The 17444-nt window shown below is 36.7% G+C and carries 16 protein-coding genes; 13 read left to right on the plus strand and 3 right to left on the minus strand.

Annotated elements, in window-relative coordinates:
- Nucleotides 1-73: 73 nt before the first annotated feature.
- Nucleotides 74-2041, plus strand: coding sequence for an LTA synthase family protein (locus tag BC349_RS01705; protein WP_187255024.1), 1968 nt, complete (start codon nt 74-76; stop codon nt 2039-2041).
- A gap of 51 nt (nt 2042-2092) precedes the next feature.
- Here the strand turns inward: BC349_RS01705 and BC349_RS01710 are convergent, their stop codons facing one another.
- Together BC349_RS01710 and BC349_RS01715 are read right to left on the minus strand one after the other, a co-directional pair.
- Nucleotides 2093-2518: a hypothetical protein gene (locus tag BC349_RS01710; protein WP_187255025.1), complete on the minus strand. Its 426-nt coding sequence runs from the start codon at nt 2516-2518 to the stop codon at nt 2093-2095.
- Between the two features lie 52 nt (nt 2519-2570).
- Nucleotides 2571-4268: a DUF262 domain-containing protein gene (locus BC349_RS01715; protein WP_187255026.1), complete on the minus strand. Its 1698-nt coding sequence runs from the start codon at nt 4266-4268 to the stop codon at nt 2571-2573.
- Between the two features lie 243 nt (nt 4269-4511).
- Here BC349_RS01715 and BC349_RS01720 point away from each other — a divergent pair, with 243 nt between their 5' ends.
- From BC349_RS01720 to BC349_RS01750, 7 genes are all read left to right on the plus strand, one after another.
- The gene (locus BC349_RS01720; protein ID WP_187255027.1) at nt 4512-5018 is read left to right on the plus strand and encodes a gamma-glutamylcyclotransferase family protein; all 507 of its coding nucleotides are present in this window, start codon (nt 4512-4514) and stop codon (nt 5016-5018) included.
- Between the two features lie 594 nt (nt 5019-5612).
- Nucleotides 5613-6011: a single-stranded DNA-binding protein gene (locus BC349_RS01725; protein ID WP_187255028.1), complete on the plus strand. Its 399-nt coding sequence runs from the start codon at nt 5613-5615 to the stop codon at nt 6009-6011.
- Between the two features lie 66 nt (nt 6012-6077).
- Complete coding sequence (locus BC349_RS01730) at nt 6078-7112, plus strand: DUF932 domain-containing protein (protein ID WP_187255029.1); 1035 nt, start codon at nt 6078-6080, stop codon at nt 7110-7112.
- A 155-nt stretch (nt 7113-7267) separates the two neighbouring features.
- Nucleotides 7268-8317, plus strand: coding sequence for an HNH endonuclease (locus tag BC349_RS01735; protein ID WP_187255030.1), 1050 nt, complete (start codon nt 7268-7270; stop codon nt 8315-8317).
- Between the two features lie 234 nt (nt 8318-8551).
- Nucleotides 8552-9025, plus strand: coding sequence for a JAB domain-containing protein (locus BC349_RS01740; RefSeq protein WP_187255031.1), 474 nt, complete (start codon nt 8552-8554; stop codon nt 9023-9025).
- A gap of 217 nt (nt 9026-9242) precedes the next feature.
- A complete protein-coding gene (locus BC349_RS01745) occupies nt 9243-10739 on the plus strand; it encodes an SMEK domain-containing protein (protein ID WP_187255032.1) in 1497 nt (498 codons plus the stop codon).
- Complete coding sequence (locus BC349_RS01750) at nt 10739-12187, plus strand: argonaute/piwi family protein (RefSeq protein WP_187255033.1); 1449 nt, start codon at nt 10739-10741, stop codon at nt 12185-12187. The genes BC349_RS01745 and BC349_RS01750 overlap by 1 nt, the downstream gene beginning before the upstream one ends.
- Nucleotides 12188-12224: 37 nt before the next feature.
- Here the strand turns inward: BC349_RS01750 and BC349_RS01755 are convergent, their stop codons facing one another.
- Nucleotides 12225-12494: a hypothetical protein gene (locus BC349_RS01755; RefSeq protein ID WP_187255034.1), complete on the minus strand. Its 270-nt coding sequence runs from the start codon at nt 12492-12494 to the stop codon at nt 12225-12227.
- Nucleotides 12495-12762: 268 nt separating this feature from the next.
- On the opposite strand from BC349_RS01755, the gene BC349_RS01760 reads away from it, so the two are divergent.
- The 5 genes from BC349_RS01760 (at nt 12763) to BC349_RS01780 (ending at nt 17439) form a co-directional block, all read left to right on the plus strand.
- Complete coding sequence (locus BC349_RS01760) at nt 12763-13158, plus strand: plasmid mobilization protein (protein WP_222840047.1); 396 nt, start codon at nt 12763-12765, stop codon at nt 13156-13158.
- A complete protein-coding gene (locus tag BC349_RS01765) occupies nt 13143-14423 on the plus strand; it encodes a relaxase/mobilization nuclease domain-containing protein (RefSeq protein ID WP_187255035.1) in 1281 nt (426 codons plus the stop codon). The genes BC349_RS01760 and BC349_RS01765 overlap by 16 nt, the downstream gene beginning before the upstream one ends.
- Nucleotides 14424-14439: 16 nt before the next feature.
- Nucleotides 14440-16407, plus strand: a complete 1968-nt coding sequence (gene mobC / locus BC349_RS01770; RefSeq protein WP_187255036.1) for a conjugal transfer protein MobC — start codon at nt 14440-14442, stop codon at nt 16405-16407.
- Nucleotides 16408-16486: 79 nt separating this feature from the next.
- A complete protein-coding gene (locus BC349_RS01775; protein ID WP_187255037.1) occupies nt 16487-17065 on the plus strand; it encodes a protoglobin domain-containing protein in 579 nt (192 codons plus the stop codon).
- Nucleotides 17066-17175: 110 nt separating this feature from the next.
- Nucleotides 17176-17439: a DUF2024 family protein gene (locus BC349_RS01780; RefSeq protein WP_187255038.1), complete on the plus strand. Its 264-nt coding sequence runs from the start codon at nt 17176-17178 to the stop codon at nt 17437-17439.
- Nucleotides 17440-17444 lie beyond the last annotated feature (5 nt).

The raw sequence follows: 17444 nt of genomic DNA on the forward strand, positions 1-17444 counted from the left end.
AGAAGAAGCCCAAAAATTCAGAATTTATTCAGATTGCTGTATGATGTTGCGGTTTTAACCTTAGTTCATCATCATGCTATCAAAATACCTGAAGGGAACATATTCTCTCTTATTCCGTTTTGTGCTTTGTTTTCTTTGTGCTTCATTGCTGCTGCGTTTTGTGTTGCTGTTAATGTCTTTCTCCAAACTGCAGTTGACCTTACCAGCAGTATTGAAAATATTTGGAGAAGGCCTTTTATTTGATTTTGGAGTAGCAGTATTTTTTTGTGTGCCCTATGCGTTGTATTTGCTGCTGTTTCCTGTTAAGTGGAGCAATACCATCATTAATAAAATCATCACCTATACCGCATTTTTTATTGCCGTTCTCATAATCATGTTTTCCTTTTTTGCCGAAATTACTTTCTGGCAGGAGTTTGAAAGCCGTTTTAATTTTATAGCCGTTGATTATTTGATTTACACTTTTGAAGTGATAAATAATATCAATGAATCCTATCCATTGCCAATACTAATTAGCACCATGTTAATTGCCGTTTCAATAATAGTATGGGCTTTTTACAAGAAAAAAATATTTGCAAACACCTTCAATGGCAAAGAAGCTTTTGTAAAACGATTAGTGATAAGTGGAACTGTAATTGGATTAAGTTTTATTTATGCCTTCTTTATAAAAAATTCGTTGGCGGAGAATGGCAGTAACCGTTATCAGGATGAACTTTCAAAAGCTGGTATCTATTCCTTTTTTGCTGCATTTAAAAATAACGAACTCAGCTACGACCATTTCTATAAAACAATTGATAACAGAACGGCATTTAATCTGGCAAGAAATCAATTTGCCGACAGCAATACTGCTTTTGTAAACGATGGATTGTCTGTTGAAAGAAAAATAGGCAACAATGCCAGCCCTCAAATGCCGAATGTAATTATGGTTACCATCGAAAGTTTTAGTGCCGATTTTATGGGCCAGTTTGGAAACACCAATAAACTTACCCCCGTGCTGGATTCATTGGCAGGTGAAGGTGTTTTATTTACCGGCATGTATGCCACCGGCACACGGACAGTTCGTGGCATGGAAGCATTAAGCCTTGCCATACCGCCTACACCGGGCAGCAGCATTGTTAGAAGACTGAATAATGACAACCTTACCACAATCGGTTATATCTTTCAGCAAAAAGGCTACGAAACCGGGTTTTTTTATGGGGGTGATGGCTACTTTGACAATATGAACATGTATTTTGGAAACAACGGTTATGCAGTTACTGATAAGCGGCGCAACACACTGGTAAAAGATAACTTTAAAGCCACCCGTACCACAATCCCGGATTCATTCATTCAATTCAAAAATGCCTGGGGTATTTGTGACGAAGATTTATACGATGCTGTGATAAGAGATGCTGATGCAAAAACAAGCCAGCAGAAGCCTTTTTATGATTTTGTAATGACAACTTCCAATCACCGCCCTTATACTTATCCGGAAGGCAAGATTGATATACCATCCGGAACCGGCAGAGATGGTGCTGTTAAATACACTGATTATGCAATAGGGCAATTTCTAAAGAAGGTAAAACAGAAACCCTGGTTTGCCAATACCGTCTTTATTTTTGTAGCCGACCATTGTGCCAACAGTGCTGGTAAAAATGAAATTGACATAGCCAAATATCATATCCCTGCCATCATCTATAATCTGCCGGCGCAAGCACCTTCAACCATTACGGCAATGTGTTCACAAATTGATTTGTACCCTACACTCTTTCATTTACTCAACTGGAATTATACCAGTAATCTGTATGGTCAAAATGTACTGTCCAATAACTATACACCCCGTATCCTTTTGGGTACTTATCAAAAATTGGGATACCTAAAAAATGATACATTCATTATATTAGACCCACAGCAAAAAGTAGAAGCTTATCAGTATAACAAAATAAAAAACGAACAAGTTCCATTAACAAAATCCCCTGATAACTTAGCAAACGAGGCGATTGCAAATTACCAAACGGCGTATTACTTATTTAAAAATGGTGGGTTGAAGCAGGGAAATAAATAAATGTTGAACTACTCAAAAATCTTGTTGTAAGCATTATTTCACAATCAACCACTAATCTGATTTTATAATAGTGGCAGTTGTTATAAATTCAGAACTTAGTAGTTCTAAAGGATTCTCATCCGGGCAATATCTGTTTGATTCTATCAGGTAAACAATGTTCAGGTTCGTAAGCGGCTGTAACCATATCAGGTACTCCTGCAAATGTTCTGCTATCTGCTTTACTTTTGTGTTAGGCTTTTCCTTAATTACCAGTACCAATACACCTTTTTTCTCATTGCTTAAAAACCTTGCAGCTTTCAGCATTGCACCTAAATATCCTTTTCTGCTGGTTCCGGTATCACATTCCATAATAATGTACTCATTGCCCTTTTGCAATACTGTGTCGGGCTTATATCCTTTAACAAGCTGCCCACCTGAATTGAGTACCGAATAACCTTTTGCATTGTGCAGGAGATTCTTGAATAATTTGTCTTTCATTGCCTCTCTTAAAATAGTTGATTTTAGGTATTAAAACAGCCAATTCCAGAACCTATTTTAAATGGGTTAAAATACAATTGAATATCAGGTTTGCTCTTGCAGTTGCGAAGTCTTCAAATCTGTCCTCTGTCCACAATGTTTCATCAACCGGAATTAAATGCCGCTTTATAAAAGCTGCTTTGTCATCTACATGGCTATTAATCCAATCCTTGAAAGGACTTGCATTCTTCAATCCCCTGTTGGTACTGAAATCTATCAATTGAAAATTTCTGATGCTATTGATTTTGGCTGACTCAATCTTCAGAGATTCTAATAGTGATTTAGGCATGATATGGTCAATGTCATTTATTCGTATGGTCTGCCCTCTGTCGTACATAAGATAATAAACAAATGAACTTTCCAATTCATCGAGATTGCCAATAGTATATGTTCGGGTAAATGTTATCGGATGGTCGGCATAAACCTGGAACAATTCATCGGTTGGAAAATCTTTGTTCTTAAAATACTGCATCTTATCCAGCAACTTACGGATGCCTGTTTTATATGGTATCCACCCTGCACCTTTACTTTTGAAAACTCCATTAATCAGGGAGTGATACATCCATTTCTCCATTTTGGGGTGTTCAGTATTCTTAGCATCAAAATTTGCAAAGAATTTTTCCAATTCTCCATCGCTTATCTGCTTATGAAAAAGATGATAGGCGATAAAAAATAATGGAATAAATGAACGGTTGGCGTCTTTATAATAATAATACAGTTTGCAATTAATGAGAAACTCTTTAAGGCATTTAAGTGTAATTCTTATTCTTTCCCTGTTCTTAATGGCAAACTGTGCATCCGGCGCTTCAATTGCTGCCATCTCTTTCTTATGATTGTCCTGCAACAGAAATATTAACTTGATAAGGTTATCCTGTGTTAATCCTATTTCTTCATAGCTCTTTAATGTTTCTTCCAGAAAGCCTTCCATTTCCCATTCAAAACCTTTGAGTACCGATGCTACCAAATCAAAAGAAGACAACTTGGTGCCGCCATCATTTAATCTTCTAAACAGTTCAACTATTCTTTGTTTGTTGGTTATTTCATCAAATGATTTATTTACAGACACTTTTGAAATGCCAAGACAATCTGCTGTCAATGTATTTTTATAAAAAGCCTTTATATTTTTCTCAACATGCTTTCTTTGAATGGCATCTTGTATATTCTGCGTCTTTATTATCTCCTCTGCTACCTGGTCTTCATCGTTGGTATCTTTTAATCTTTTCAATAATGAACTGGCAAGATACCAGTTATGTTCAGCTATTGTTCTGTCTTCATTTCCTTTTGATTGCCTTGGAAGTTTACTTTCCTCTTTCTCAAACTTAAATTCAAATTCGGTATTATAATCGCTGTACAAATCAAAGTACAACACCTTACCATTGAAACTTCCTTTCAATCCAATATAGAAAGATTGCAATCGCTGTTGCCCGTCAATAACGAAATGCTGCAATTGAGTAAGTGAATCTACTTGCCTTGAATTAATGATGCCACCATCTTTTGTAAAAGAGCGGTAATTAAACAACGGCTTACTTCCTTTTTCTTCCTCAATCACCATTATACCACCAAAGGAATCTCCTTTCAAGAGTGTATCAAACAGTAACTCCATTTTTTCCTCATCCCAAACCAAACGCCTTTGTATTACGGGGAGAACGAATTTTTCTTCTTCTATTTCATTGATTACATCTGATATTTTATACGATTTCCAGATTGCCATAAACAGGTAGTTAGTGAACTGCTAATTTAAACTGATTTTCTCAATTATAAGGGAGACCCGGCACAGTCCTTCTGTCTTTTCAACTATTCTCCATTAATAAAAAGATAACAGAACCACTGTGCCGGACAATGAAAATGGGAATTGAGTTTGGCTATCGGCAGATATACATAACCTGTCCTGCCAAACACAATTCCAGATAACCAAAGAAGCCATGTAGATTTGTATTCTAAATCTGACTGCTATATGTTGATTTTTGCTTACGGCTCTAATATGAATTTAAACAGGCTTACACAAAGGGTTCCTTCAGCAGTGAAAGTTTGTAACGTATTTCTTCCGGGATATAAATTAGTTTGTAATAAGGTTAGCAAGAAAGACGGGTCTGCAAAAGCGAATATTGTAAAGACTGATAATCTTGGTGAATTGGTTTGGGGAGTTTTGTTTTACATTAACAGTAATGAGAAACCTTTGCTTGATAAAGCAGAAGGTTTAGGTATGGGTTACAATGAGGATACATTGACATTTTCTGATGAAACCAATAACCCTTACGTTGCCCAAGTTTATATTGCCGATAGTAAAACGATAGACAATAATTTGCTGCCCTTTGATTGGTATAAAGATTTTATTGTAAGCGGAGCCATTCAAAATAAATTACCTGTTGAGTATATATCTCAACTAAAGTCTATGGGCTTCGTTCATGACCACGACGAAAAAAGGCGAACAGAAAACTATGCTATTCTTTCAGGCAAGTAGTATTTTGTTGTTATCAGCTTTAAATCTTTGTGCATCTTCTGTTGCGACGCTCCGTTCATCGTTCTGTTCTTCTATCATTAATAGAACCGGCGCAATCCTTGCCCGTCCTGTCAGACGGGCTTTCACCGTTTACATAAATCGTTACTCCTTCGTCATAACGAAACGGCGAAACCATTACGCCGGGTAAAGATTATTGGGAATTGAGATTGGCTTTTCTGCCAGATACACAAAAACTAACCTGCCAAACACAATTCCACACATCCAGGTATTCCAGATACTTTAAAGAATCCTTTTCTCATCTCTAAAGAAAGAATCTGCAAATATTATTAACCCGTTTTGTAAGAAAATGGGTAAAAGCGAAAGCGAAGTTATGCGGCTGCGATAATGATTTATCAAAGTGCAAAAAGACTACGGCATAAACAAGCATATCCCACACTACTTAAGATTTTATTTATTCCGTTTCCTTTTTGCTTCCCTGCAGCCGCCTTACTGTAATGCTTTCTTTTTTTCCATTTTTTCTTTTACAAAACATTTTTTTTTCATCATCAGAACACAATTAAACAATCATTTTTTAAACATTTAAAATTTCATGTTATGGAAATCATCGGACGAGTAACAGCAGACGCAACCGTTAGCGAAACAAAAGCAGGGAAAAAAGTGGTGAACTTTTCTATTGCTATTAACGACACCTACAAAACAAAAGGCAGTGATGAGGTACAGAAAATTACAACCTATGTAAACTGTGCTTACTGGATTAATCCGGGCATAGCACCGTATTTAACCAAAGGCTCATTAGTTGAGTGCAATGGCCGTGTTGGTGCAAACGCCTGGACAAACAAAGAAGGCGAAGTAAAAGCCAGCCTTACCTTTCATGTAAACAGTATTAAACTACATGGCAAACCAAACGGCGGCAGTAATACAACTGCACCAGTTGTACCAATGAGCACTGCATCAGCAGCCCTTTCAGAAGTTGCAGAAGACTTACCATTTTAAACAAACAGGCATCCCGTCAAAAGGCGGGATGCTTTTCATTTTTTAATCAACCAAAAATTTACAACTATGGCACACAATATCAATTTTAATGAGCAAACAGGTAAACACAGTTTTTTTTCAGTAAAAGAAAAAGCATGGCACGGTTTAGGGCAGATAGTGCAGGACTATCCCAACAGCGCAGCAGCATTGCAATTTGCAGGGCTTGATTTTGAAGTTTGCAAAAGACCCAATATTCACCGGCTTGATAATGGCAATGAGATTATTTCTACCAGTTCATTTTATACTTACCGCCCTGATACCAACGCAATATTAGGCGACCGTTTAGGGAAAGATTATGAAGTAGTACAAAATGTAGATGCCTTTAGTTTCTTTGATGCGATTGTAGAGGGTGATGGCATACAATACGAAACTGCAGGAGCATTAGGCAAGGGTGAAAAGATTTTTATTACTGCTAAATTACCGGGTTACATTAAAGTAGGAAGTGATGATATGATTGAAAAGTATTTATTTCTTACCACTTCACATGATGGGTTTGGCAGTATAATGGCGGCTTTTACGCCGATAAGAATTGTTTGCAACAACACCCTTAATGCTGCTTTAAAAAGCTGTAGCAATGCTATTAAAATACGCCACACCGCCAATGTAAAAGAACGGCTGGAAGAAGCCCATAAAGTAATGGGCATATCCAACCAGCTTTCTGTACAGTTAGAAGGCATTTTTAACCAATGGGCAAAAGTTAGTATTACAGATAAAGAAGTGCAGAAATTGATACAGCTTGCAATGGTGCCAAACAAAGAAGTGTTGCAGAACATTGAAAAAGGTGAACTGGATGAACTAAGTACCTGCTTTAAAAATATGTGTGAAGAGGTATATGAATACAATATGACCAGCCCATCGCAACAATATGAAACCACAAAGGGAACTGTGTTTGGTACATACAATGCCATTACCGGCTATTTTCAAAATGTGCGACATTACAAAGACGATGAAGCCAAAATGAAATCATTATTGTATGGCGGCACGGCACAGTTAAGAACGCAAAAAGCATTTCAGCTTTGTGAGAGTTTTGTAAAGTGTGAGTTCGCAGGTAACTGGAGTTAATTAAAGTTTAAGGGGCATTGTAAGATGCCCCTTAAACTTATAAAAAAGCTGCCCCGCAACATTATAATAGAGTTTATAAAATGGCGGGGCAGCTTGGTTTTTTTGTAACTTTAGCTAATTTATTTCAGTTAACGCATAGTCTTAAATAAATAAGAATGTTTCGTCTAAAATATACCGAAATACCTGGCAATCCCAGTAAGATAAATAGAGAATTCATAGGAAATCCGACTAATGAATTCACAGAAATGTATGAAAGGTTTACTGGGTTTTATGCAATTAAGAACCTAATTGCCGATGATGAATTACATAGACGGCCTTTAAAACTTAAAAAAGATAGAATATGCAGGTTTTGTAAAGCAAAATATAGCAAAGAAGAAAAATTTAAGTCAAAAGCACACCTGTTACCTGAGTTAATCGGAAATAAATACCTTCTTTCAGATTTTGAATGCGATAAATGTAATAGTCTGTTTGGCAAATATGAAAACGATTTGGCAAATTTTATTGGGGTAAGTCGGGCCTTCAATTTTTCTAATGCGAAAGCAGGTGGCCTTAAATTTAAATCGCCTGATAAAACATTCATAGTGCAAAAAGATTATGAGGCAGCAGATGACATTGCTAAACTAAGAATTGAATCACACGAACAAGAAAATAATCATTTTACTTTAGATGCCGAGAACAAAAAGGTTACTTTTCATACTATACGACCGTCTTATAATCCCAACAATGTTTACAAGTCATTTTTAAAAATGGGGCTGTCGGTTTTGCCTGATGAATTGGTTGATGATTATGAAATCGCTTTTGCAATGCTTCAGTCAAAGAGAAAAAATGAAGAGTCAGACAATCCACTCTATAAACTAAATGTATATGTACATCCAGGCCCAGCATTCCCATCGCCAATGATTATTCTTTTTGAAAAAAAGGAAAAGACAGAGATGGTGCCAATGCATATAGTTTGTATCATGTTTCATAATTATACCTATCAACTAACGCTTCCATTAAACAAAACTGATAAATGGATGTTTGATGGAATAAAAACAGTTACAGTACCTAATATACCGCCATTTATAGATAAGCATTTTGCTGAAAAGTTTGGAATGCCCAAAGGGCATCGTCTCAATTTTAATCTTGATGAACTAAAAAGAAATGAAAAACACGATGTGACGTTTTCATTTGAAGATTTCACAGATACCCGGCTAAGTGAATAGCTAATTAATAAATCCGCAACGCTGATTTAATACTAAAGAAATAGTATTAATTTTTCTTCATTAATTTCCCACAAAGTTCCCCTTTTGTCTCCGTGGCGGCAATGAAATTCCGGCATAAAGAAAACTATTCCTACATAGCTTTAGATACTATTTATTCCGTTGCTTCATTGCCTTGGTCGCCAAAAGGCGGGTGAGGTTCCATAATTAATTTCTAAACCTTTAAAATGAAATGTTATGGAACAGTTAGGAATGAATTTTCCAGAATGGACAAGAGTAGCAGAAGTAGAATTGGTTTATAAAACAACAGTAAAAGCTTCTGAAAGACCAAAGATTAGCAGCGTTAAAGATTGCTATCAATTGCTGAAAGAATTATGGAATGAAAACACCATCGAGATGCAGGAAGAATTTAAAGTGATGTTATTAAACAGAGGCAACAAAGTAATTGGTGTTTATGAAGCATCTGCTGGTGGTTTAACTGGCACAGTAGCCGACCCAAGATTGATACTGGCTGCTGCTATTAAATCTTTAGCTGTGTCAATCATACTTTCTCACAATCATCCTTCAGGAAATTTAAAACCAAGCCGGGCAGATGAAGAATTAACCCAAAAAATAAAAGCTGCTGCTGCATACCACGATATAAAAGTGATAGACCACATTATTATCACCAGCGAAGGATATTACAGCTTTGCGAATGAGGGGCTTTTATAGCCCTTTTTTATGCTCTCGAAATGCTGTAAGTGGTTGAAATTGCCCCTTATAAGCTATATTTACAACTAACTCCTTTAGTAGGATGCCATTAAGCTGGAATGAAATAAAAAGCAGGGCCACCGCCTTCAGCAAAAATGGGGAAATGAAGTAAGCGAAGGTGGTCAAGCAAAATTATTTTGCATGGTTACTTTATCAATTCTTCAACGGGATACAGGATATGAATAGAAAGGATTATATAGATAAAATTGCCAAATACCTTGCAAGATTTGTAGAGGAGGTAAAGTCATATAATGACATGAACCTTTATGATATAAATATTCACTCCGAAAATGCTTTGATACCAATATTAAATGCAGTTTTTGATATAAAGCTTGAAAATGCCAATTCTTCCCACAAAAAAAATTATCCATCTGTTGATTTAATTGATGATGCAAATAAAGTTGCATTTCAGGTTACATCCACTGCAAGTTTAGAGAAGGTGAAAAATACCTTACAGAAATTTGGGGAAAATAATCTCCAGGCAAAATACGAAACGCTTTACGTTTACATTTTAACCCAAAAAGAAGAAAAGTATTCGGAGAAGATTATTAAAGAAAATACTCCTGAAGGTTTTGACTTTAATATTGCTAACCATATTATTGATATTAGTGACCTTAGAAGCAGAATTACCTATATCCAATCATTAGAAAAACTTGAGCACATTGCAAGGTTATGTGAGCATGAATTTTCAGATGTTCAAATAGAATCGAGGAATAAAAAATTCCAATCTGGGTTCTTAAAAAACGAACCCGAAAATCTTCACCTGAATTTTCTTCCAATAGGGTTTCCTGATAAAATGTATGTCGCTGACCTTAATCTTGATGAAGAATTAATTATAGAAAACTTAAATCAATGGAGAGTAGATAAAGGGTTAAGAAAAAGAAATAGTTTTCGGACAGATGAGCTTTTAAGAAATGCAATGATAGCTAAAGAAGTTTATTTGCAAGATTACATTCTTAGAGAAAATAAGCTGTTAACCTTACGGGATTTGTTTGACTCCAAAGACCCTTTGTTTCAGTTTGTAGATAAAGGAACAATAACAGAAATTGACCCAGCAGAATATTATACTTCCAGCGAGGTATATGAGAGAAATTTTAAAAACCTTTTGCGTCAGCACTTAATTGAAAAATGCAAGAGCAGGAATATGGAATGGGTCGGTAAAAAAGGCTTGCTACGGTTTAGAAATAGTAAGGCAAATCCAAATGAAAAGAAGGTAAGATGGAAGGGGAAAAATGAATCAACAAAAACGGCCATTTTCAAAATGATAAATAAAAAGGAGGGCCACGTTATTTGCTTCAGAAGCATGGCATTTAGACCTTCCTTTGAACTGATTGGAAAAGATTGGTTTTTGGTTATTAATCCCACTTGGAGTTTTTCAAATCCTGGTGGATTTAAACCTTCAAGATTTGAAGAAAGTTATTTATCCGGTCTTAAACGGCAGGAGAATAATAATACTGTTTATTATCAGTATCGGTTTTTTGGCTATTATCTGGCTTATCAGGATTTATTTACTGACAGATATCCTTTCATTAAGATAAACAGGCTATCGCCGTTAAGTTTCATTCCAAAATTGGATGATTCCAAATGGTTGCCCCCGAAAGAATTTGTCCCCAAAAATGAGCATGAAATTAATCTGAATCCAGACATAGAACTATCAAAATCATTATTCGATTGATGAAGCTAAGATATATCGAAGAGCCCTCTTTACAGTTCGGGTCAAATCAACATGTTTGTCCCAAAGGTGGTATTGTTTCATATAATCCGTTTGACATCAACAATGTGAGACCTGAGAAGATTGTTTTGGGATTCGTTGGTAAAAGTGAAAGTGTTGATTTGGTAGCAGATTGGGTTAAGTCTTGTAAGTATGAAATTGAAGGCAAGAAACCCAAAAAAGGTAAACGAATTATTACAAATCTTTTTCCTGGATTTTGTGGCTTTAATAAAAATGCTGGTTTCAAAAGCGAAGTAACATTTGATGATACTTATTTACGAAAAATCAATAACTCAGATATTGAAGATATTTTAAAGAAAAATGACAGCCTTGAAAAAATAATTCAGTTAATTGCTGACCTGTATTTAGCAGAAATAAAATATCTATCGAAAAACAAAAGCCCGGATGTTATTCTTTGTGTAATAACAGAGGATTTAGTGAAGCATCTTGTAGAAGCAACTTTTGAACCTCAAACAGATGAAGAACTTATTATTTCGAAAGAAGAAATTGAAGACGATGTAACTGAAAAAGAAAAGAACTTTCGCCGGTATTTAAAGGCTAAAGCGATGCAATACAATATTCCCATTCAGATTGTAAGAGATAGGATTGCAAACCCAACTGCAGAAATGCAAGACCCAGCTACCATTGCTTGGAATTTCTTTACAGCGTTGTATTATAAATCTTCAGGAACTCCGTGGGCTTTGATAAGAAAAGATATGTCCGAAACTACTTGTTACGCTGGAATAAGTTTTTATAAAAGCAGGGATAAAAAGACAACACAAACAAGCATTGCACAAATATTTAACGAATTAGGCAAGGGGGTTATTTTACGTGGAGAAGAGATAGTAAAGCCCAAAAATGATAATATTCCGCACCTGAAAGAAGAGCAAGCTTTTAACTTGCTTGATTTATCGTTAAAAGAATATCACGATGCGGTAAAACAAACGCCGAAAAGGCTTGTACTCCATAAGACTTCAAATTTTAATGAAGCTGAGATAGAAGGGTTTAAGCAAGCTGCAAAAAAGTATTTCATCCATCAGGTAGATTTAATTACAATAATTGATTCGGACTTCAGGCTTTATCGTGAAAATTCATACCCACCTTTAAGGGGAACTCAATTAAGTTTTAGCGATAAACATCATCTGCTTTACACAAGGGGTTCTGTGCCGTATTTTGAAACTTATACTGGCAAGTATATTCCAAGCCCTGTTGAAGTAAGGTTGTATGAGTATGATGAATCACCAAACTTAATTTGTGATGAGATACTTGCTTTAACCAAGATGAACTGGAATAATACTCAATTTGACCGGCGATTACCAATCACTATTGAGTGTGCAAGAAGGGTTGGGGAAATTTTGAAATACTTAGATGAAGGTGATGAAATGGCATTGCGCTACAGCTTTTACATGTAATATTTACTTTCAAATCTTCCAGAAAAAAAAGTTTTTTTTATTGATTATCCATTGCCAATTTTAAAGCCCTTAAAATACTATTATTTCCGTTTGGATTTGCTGCTTCCATATCATACCAATTCCCCTCTTTAGTCTTATGTAATTTGTAATTTTCACCGACAGAACTTGTAATAAAATATTCATCCAAAACAGCAACTGCTGCACCTAAAGTATTGATGATTTCTACCTGCTTTATTGTGTAAAAAAACCGGCTATCATCGTCCAAAACAATCTCCATAATTTCTGCAATTTTTATATCCATTTCCATATGGTAAAAATAACACTTCTGCAGCTAATGAAATCTTAAGTGTTGTCTGACTAAAAATTAGCCAAGCAAACAGCAATGCTGGTACATTTTTTACACATGTTTTACTATGACTTTACAAGGGCATAAGATATTCTCAACGGATAGATTTTACAAAGGCATAATGTGCCGTGTCTTGCACATGGCAAGATGTACAAACGTTATACGTTTGGGTCATCTTGCCCTTCACTCCGGAGTCGCTTCGGGGTATTGAAACAGAAAACGACAAACCATGAAGAAAAGTGAAAAAGAAGTGAGGCGGAAAATGGTAGTGGTGAGAATGAATGAAACTGAATTCAATCAGCTTGAAAAATTTCAACAACAAACTACCGAAAAAGATACCAGCAGTTATCTGCGGAAAGTAGTACTGCAAAAACCTGTTACAGTGAAGTACAGAAATGAAAGCGCAGATGATTTTTTACTGGACATGCTAAGCCTGAAAAAAGAACTCAATGCAATCGGCAATAATTTTAACCAGGCTGTCCACAAACTGCACCTGCTGGATAAGATACCTGAATTCAGGCTGTGGGTGCAACAGTATGATAGCTTACAAAAAGCACTAATCGGTAAAGTGGATGAAATCAAATTACGGATGAACCAACTCTATGAGCAATGGTTGCAAAAATAACCATACCGAAAAGTATTGAAGCTGCACTCAACTACAACGAGAAGAAGGTGCAGAAAGGGAACGCTGTTTGTCTTCATGCAGCCAATTATCTTAAAGACGCAAACGAAATGAATTTTTATCAGAAGCTGGGTGGTTTTCAAAGACTGAATAGTTTGAATGAAAGAGCCACCACCAAAACATTGCATGTCTCACTCAATTTTGACCCATCAGAAAAGCTGCCAGAAAATAAGCTGTTACAGATTGCAAGCGACTATATGCAAAAGATTGGATTTGGTGAACAGCCTTACTTAGTTTACAAACATGAAGATGCCGGACATCCGCACATACACATAGTAAGCACTACTATCAAAGCTGATGGCAGCAGGATTAACACCCACAACATCGGCAGAAACCAGGGTGAAAAAGCAAGAAAGGAAATTGAGCAAACCTATGGATTGATAAAAGCAGAAAGGCAACAGCAATTAAGAAGCCCCGGCATTAAAGCTGTTGATATTGAAAAAGTGATTTATGGAAAGCATGAAACTAAAAGAAGCATTTCAAATGTAGTAAGCGCTGTTTTCAGCAGCTATAAGTTTTGTTCATTGCCGGAGTTTAACGCAGCACTCAAACAATTCAATGTAGTTGCTGACAGAGGCAAGGAAGATGGAAGGATTTACAAGAACCGTGGATTGGTTTATCGGGTGCTGGATGCAGATGGAAACAAAGTCGGTGTTCCTATTAAAGCAAGTTCTATTTCCTGTAAGCCAACTTTGGATAACCTGGAGAAGAAATTTACAGCAAATGAAACAGCAAAAGAAACCCTGAAACCTTTTGTAAAGGTCAAGCTTGATGATTGCCTTGCTCAATCACCGGCAACTATGAAAGACTTGATTGAGCATTTAAAGAATAAAAATATTTACACATTGCTTCGTCAAAATACCGAAGGCAGGTTGTATGGAATAACGTTTGTTGACAACCAAAATAAATGTGTGTTCAATGGAAGTGATTTAGGCAAGGGTTACAGTGCGGCGGCTATTCAAAGCAATCTCTCAAATCCTTCACTTGATAAAACAGTCAGGCAGGAAGAAAAGGAAAGCAGCCATTCCTCAGGCAGTGTTGGTAAGGAAATGTTTGTTGCAAAAGACAAGGAGAAGGCAAATACAATCCCTGCAACTAAAGACAACCTGCTTGATACATTGCTATCAACAAAAGAGCAATTTGGAAACACGCCTTACTCACTGCTGAAAAAGAAACGGAAGAAAAAAAGGAAGAATCCAAATTCATAATTCTAAAATTAGTGTCATGTCAGTTACAGGAGAGAATGAACAGGGGCTGCGGAAAATAATTGACCTCACCAGGTTTGCCAGCATATTTATTTTGCTGCTGCATTTTTATTATTTCTGTTACCGGGCTTTTGAGCAGTGGGAAATCACCAGCACTATTACAGACAGGTTGATGAAAAATATCAGTCAGACAGGATTGTTTAGTGGAGTGTTTGTTTCAAAATTAATTGCGGTGGGTTTGCTTATCATTTCCTTGCTGGGAGCACAGGGCAAAAAAGATGAAAAAATAAACAAGCGAAGTATCGCCGCATATCTGTTGATTGGCTTGCTTCTTTTCTTTGGCAGTAGTTGGTTCTTTCGGTCGAACGAAACGATTGAAATAGTTGCCGTGGTTTACATGGTTGTCACCGGTATTGGTTTTTTATTAATACTCGCCGGAGGAAACTTACTGAGCCGTTTAATCAAACTCAATCTTTCAGATGATGTATTTAACTCACTCAATGAAACCTTTCCGCAGGAAGAACGGTTGCTCACCAATGAATACTCCATCAATTTGCCCGCCAAATACTATTTGAAAAGTCAGATAAGAAAAAGTTGGATAAACATCATCAATCCATTCAGAGGACTTTTAGTTATTGGCAGCCCTGGCGCAGGTAAAAGCTGGTTTGTTATTCAGCATGTCATCAAACAACATATAGAAAAAGGCTTTGCCATGTTTGTGTATGACTTTAAATACGATGATTTGAGCAGGATTGTTTACAACTGGCTGCAGCAAAACAAACACAACTATTCCATTAAGCCATCTTTCTTCGTCATCAACTTCGACAACCTTTCTGTATCACACCGCTGCAATCCGCTTGACCCAAACAGTATGAATGATATTACTGATGCTACAGAAAGTGCCAGAACAATTTTATTAGGGTTGAACAGGGAATGGATTAACAAGCAGGGAGATTTTTTTGTGGAATCACCCATCAATTTTGTCACGGCTGTTATATGGTTCTTACGAAAGTATGCCGATGGAAAATATTGCACCCTGCCGCATGTAATAGAACTGATGCAGGCAGAGTATGATGAATTGTTTCCGGTACTAAACACACAGCCAGAAATTGAAGTGCTGGTAAATCCTTTTATTACCGCTTATCAAAATGATGCGATGGAGCAATTGGAAGGACAAGTAGCTTCTGCAAAAATTGGTATGGCAAGGCTTGCTGCTCCACAGTTGTATTGGGTATTATCGGGTAATGATTTTACGTTGGACATTAACAACCCTAAACATCCAAAAATTGTTTGTGTGGGCAACAACCCGGAGAAGCAGCAAATCTATGGTGCGGTTTTGTCACTCTATGTTTCCCGGTTGGTACGTCAAGTAAACAAAAAAGGGATGCAGAAATGCAGTTTGGTCTTTGATGAATTCCCCACCATCTATTTCAACAATATTGACAGCCTTATTGCCACCGCAAGAAGTAATAAAGTTGCCACCACTCTGGCCATGCAGGATTTTAGTCAATTGAAAAAAGATTATGGCCGGGAGCAAGCTGATGTAATTGTAAACATCACTGGCAACATCATCAGCGGCCAGGTGATGGGTGAAACTTCAAAACTGTTAAGTGAACGGTTCGGAAAAATAATGCAGGACAGGCAGAGTGTTTCCATCAATCGTATGGATACTTCCATCAGCCACAGCAAACAATTGGATGCTGCCATACCTGCCAGCAAAATTGCTGCCCTTTCTTCCGGTGAGTTCGTTGGTATGGTTGCCGATGACCCGTTAGAGAAAATCAAACTTAAAATGTTTCATTCCGAAATTATAAACGACCATGAAAAGCTAAATGCAGAGGTTAGCAACTACCGGGATATTCCTGCTGTTTCCAATGTTACCCAACAGCAGGTGCTGGACAATTATTACCAGGTGAAGATGGATATTAAGCGGTTGATTGGGGAGGAAGTGGAGAGGTTGAAGGCCGAGAAATCTGGTACTAAATAATTGAAGGCAAAAACAAAAAATTTTATTAGTTAGGATTCCTTACTATATTTGTTCTTTCAATAACTAAAAATTTTATACAATGTCAGAACAAATTAAGGGTTATGCCTATGGGCAAGTGGGACAATCACCAGTAAGTATTGCCGATTTAGAACTGCTTAAAAAAACAGTGCTGTTTACCTCTGAAGATGAGAAGAATCTGCGATTGGCGGGGGAAGTATTAAAAGACCAAACCAACGAAGTGCTTGACCTCTGGTATGGCTTTGTTGGTGGCAACGAACACCTGGTTCATTATTTTACCAGGAATGGTCAGCCAAACATGGACTATTTAACTGCTGTAAGGGCAAGATTCGGGCAATGGATTATGGATTTATGCAACCGGCCATACGGCCAGGACTGGTTAAACTATCAACACGAAATTGCTTTGCGGCACCATAGCAGCAAAAAGAATAAAACAGATGGTGTAGATACAGTTCCCATTATTCATTACCGCTATATGGTAGCATTTATATTTCCCATTACAGCAACTATAAAAGGTTTTTTAGCCAAAAAAGGACACAGCGCTGAGGCAGTTGAAGCAATGTATGCTGCATGGTTTAAAGCCGTAACCCTCACAGTCATTCTCTGGACGTATCCGTATATCACTAAAGGTGAATTCTAAAATAACATCATATTTTAAAAGAATAGGAATAGCCGGATTTATTTTCTTCCTGCTAAAGGGGTTAATCTGGCTATTCATCTTTTTATTTTTAAAATCTAAAATTTAGTAAAATGAGAGTTGCTGTTTGGGATACTTATATAACAAGGAAAGATGGCAGTATAATGCACTTCGACATTATTGCACCAGATATTATAAAAGATGAAACAATAATTCATACATTTGGTAAGGATTACTTACAATCTAAAAATCAGGATGGACAACCATTAACGGCTAAAGAGTGTCGCTTTTGTCATATAGAGGCAGCTACTCCTGAAATGGAGGCCGCCATCAACAGAAAAGGGTATTTTATATTAGAAATGGAAAATTGCAAATAGCATGT

The organism is Flavihumibacter stibioxidans, assembly GCF_014332695.1.
Classification (GTDB): domain Bacteria; phylum Bacteroidota; class Bacteroidia; order Chitinophagales; family Chitinophagaceae; genus Flavihumibacter; species Flavihumibacter stibioxidans.

What these genes read in the sequence shown, in the direction of transcription:
- BC349_RS01780 (WP_187255038.1), top strand. Translation starts at nt 17,176, where the DNA reads ATGAGAGTTGCTGTTTGGGATACTTATATAACAAGGAAAGATGGCAGT.
- BC349_RS01740 (WP_187255031.1), top strand. Translation starts at nt 8,552, where the DNA reads ATGGAACAGTTAGGAATGAATTTTCCAGAATGGACAAGAGTAGCAGAA.
- BC349_RS01725 (WP_187255028.1), top strand. Translation starts at nt 5,613, where the DNA reads ATGGAAATCATCGGACGAGTAACAGCAGACGCAACCGTTAGCGAAACA.
- BC349_RS01705 (WP_187255024.1), top strand. Translation starts at nt 74, where the DNA reads ATGCTATCAAAATACCTGAAGGGAACATATTCTCTCTTATTCCGTTTT.
- BC349_RS01765 (WP_187255035.1), top strand. Translation starts at nt 13,143, where the DNA reads ATGGTTGCAAAAATAACCATACCGAAAAGTATTGAAGCTGCACTCAAC.
- BC349_RS01710 (WP_187255025.1), bottom strand. Translation starts at nt 2,518, where the DNA reads ATGAAAGACAAATTATTCAAGAATCTCCTGCACAATGCAAAAGGTTAT.
- BC349_RS01755 (WP_187255034.1), bottom strand. Translation starts at nt 12,494, where the DNA reads ATGGAAATGGATATAAAAATTGCAGAAATTATGGAGATTGTTTTGGAC.
- BC349_RS01735 (WP_187255030.1), top strand. Translation starts at nt 7,268, where the DNA reads ATGTTTCGTCTAAAATATACCGAAATACCTGGCAATCCCAGTAAGATA.
- BC349_RS01750 (WP_187255033.1), top strand. Translation starts at nt 10,739, where the DNA reads ATGAAGCTAAGATATATCGAAGAGCCCTCTTTACAGTTCGGGTCAAAT.
- BC349_RS01720 (WP_187255027.1), top strand. Translation starts at nt 4,512, where the DNA reads ATGTTGATTTTTGCTTACGGCTCTAATATGAATTTAAACAGGCTTACA.
- BC349_RS01745 (WP_187255032.1), top strand. Translation starts at nt 9,243, where the DNA reads ATGAATAGAAAGGATTATATAGATAAAATTGCCAAATACCTTGCAAGA.
- BC349_RS01730 (WP_187255029.1), top strand. Translation starts at nt 6,078, where the DNA reads ATGGCACACAATATCAATTTTAATGAGCAAACAGGTAAACACAGTTTT.
- BC349_RS01775 (WP_187255037.1), top strand. Translation starts at nt 16,487, where the DNA reads ATGTCAGAACAAATTAAGGGTTATGCCTATGGGCAAGTGGGACAATCA.
- mobC (WP_187255036.1), top strand. Translation starts at nt 14,440, where the DNA reads ATGTCAGTTACAGGAGAGAATGAACAGGGGCTGCGGAAAATAATTGAC.
- BC349_RS01760 (WP_222840047.1), top strand. Translation starts at nt 12,763, where the DNA reads ATGAAGAAAAGTGAAAAAGAAGTGAGGCGGAAAATGGTAGTGGTGAGA.
- BC349_RS01715 (WP_187255026.1), bottom strand. Translation starts at nt 4,268, where the DNA reads ATGGCAATCTGGAAATCGTATAAAATATCAGATGTAATCAATGAAATA.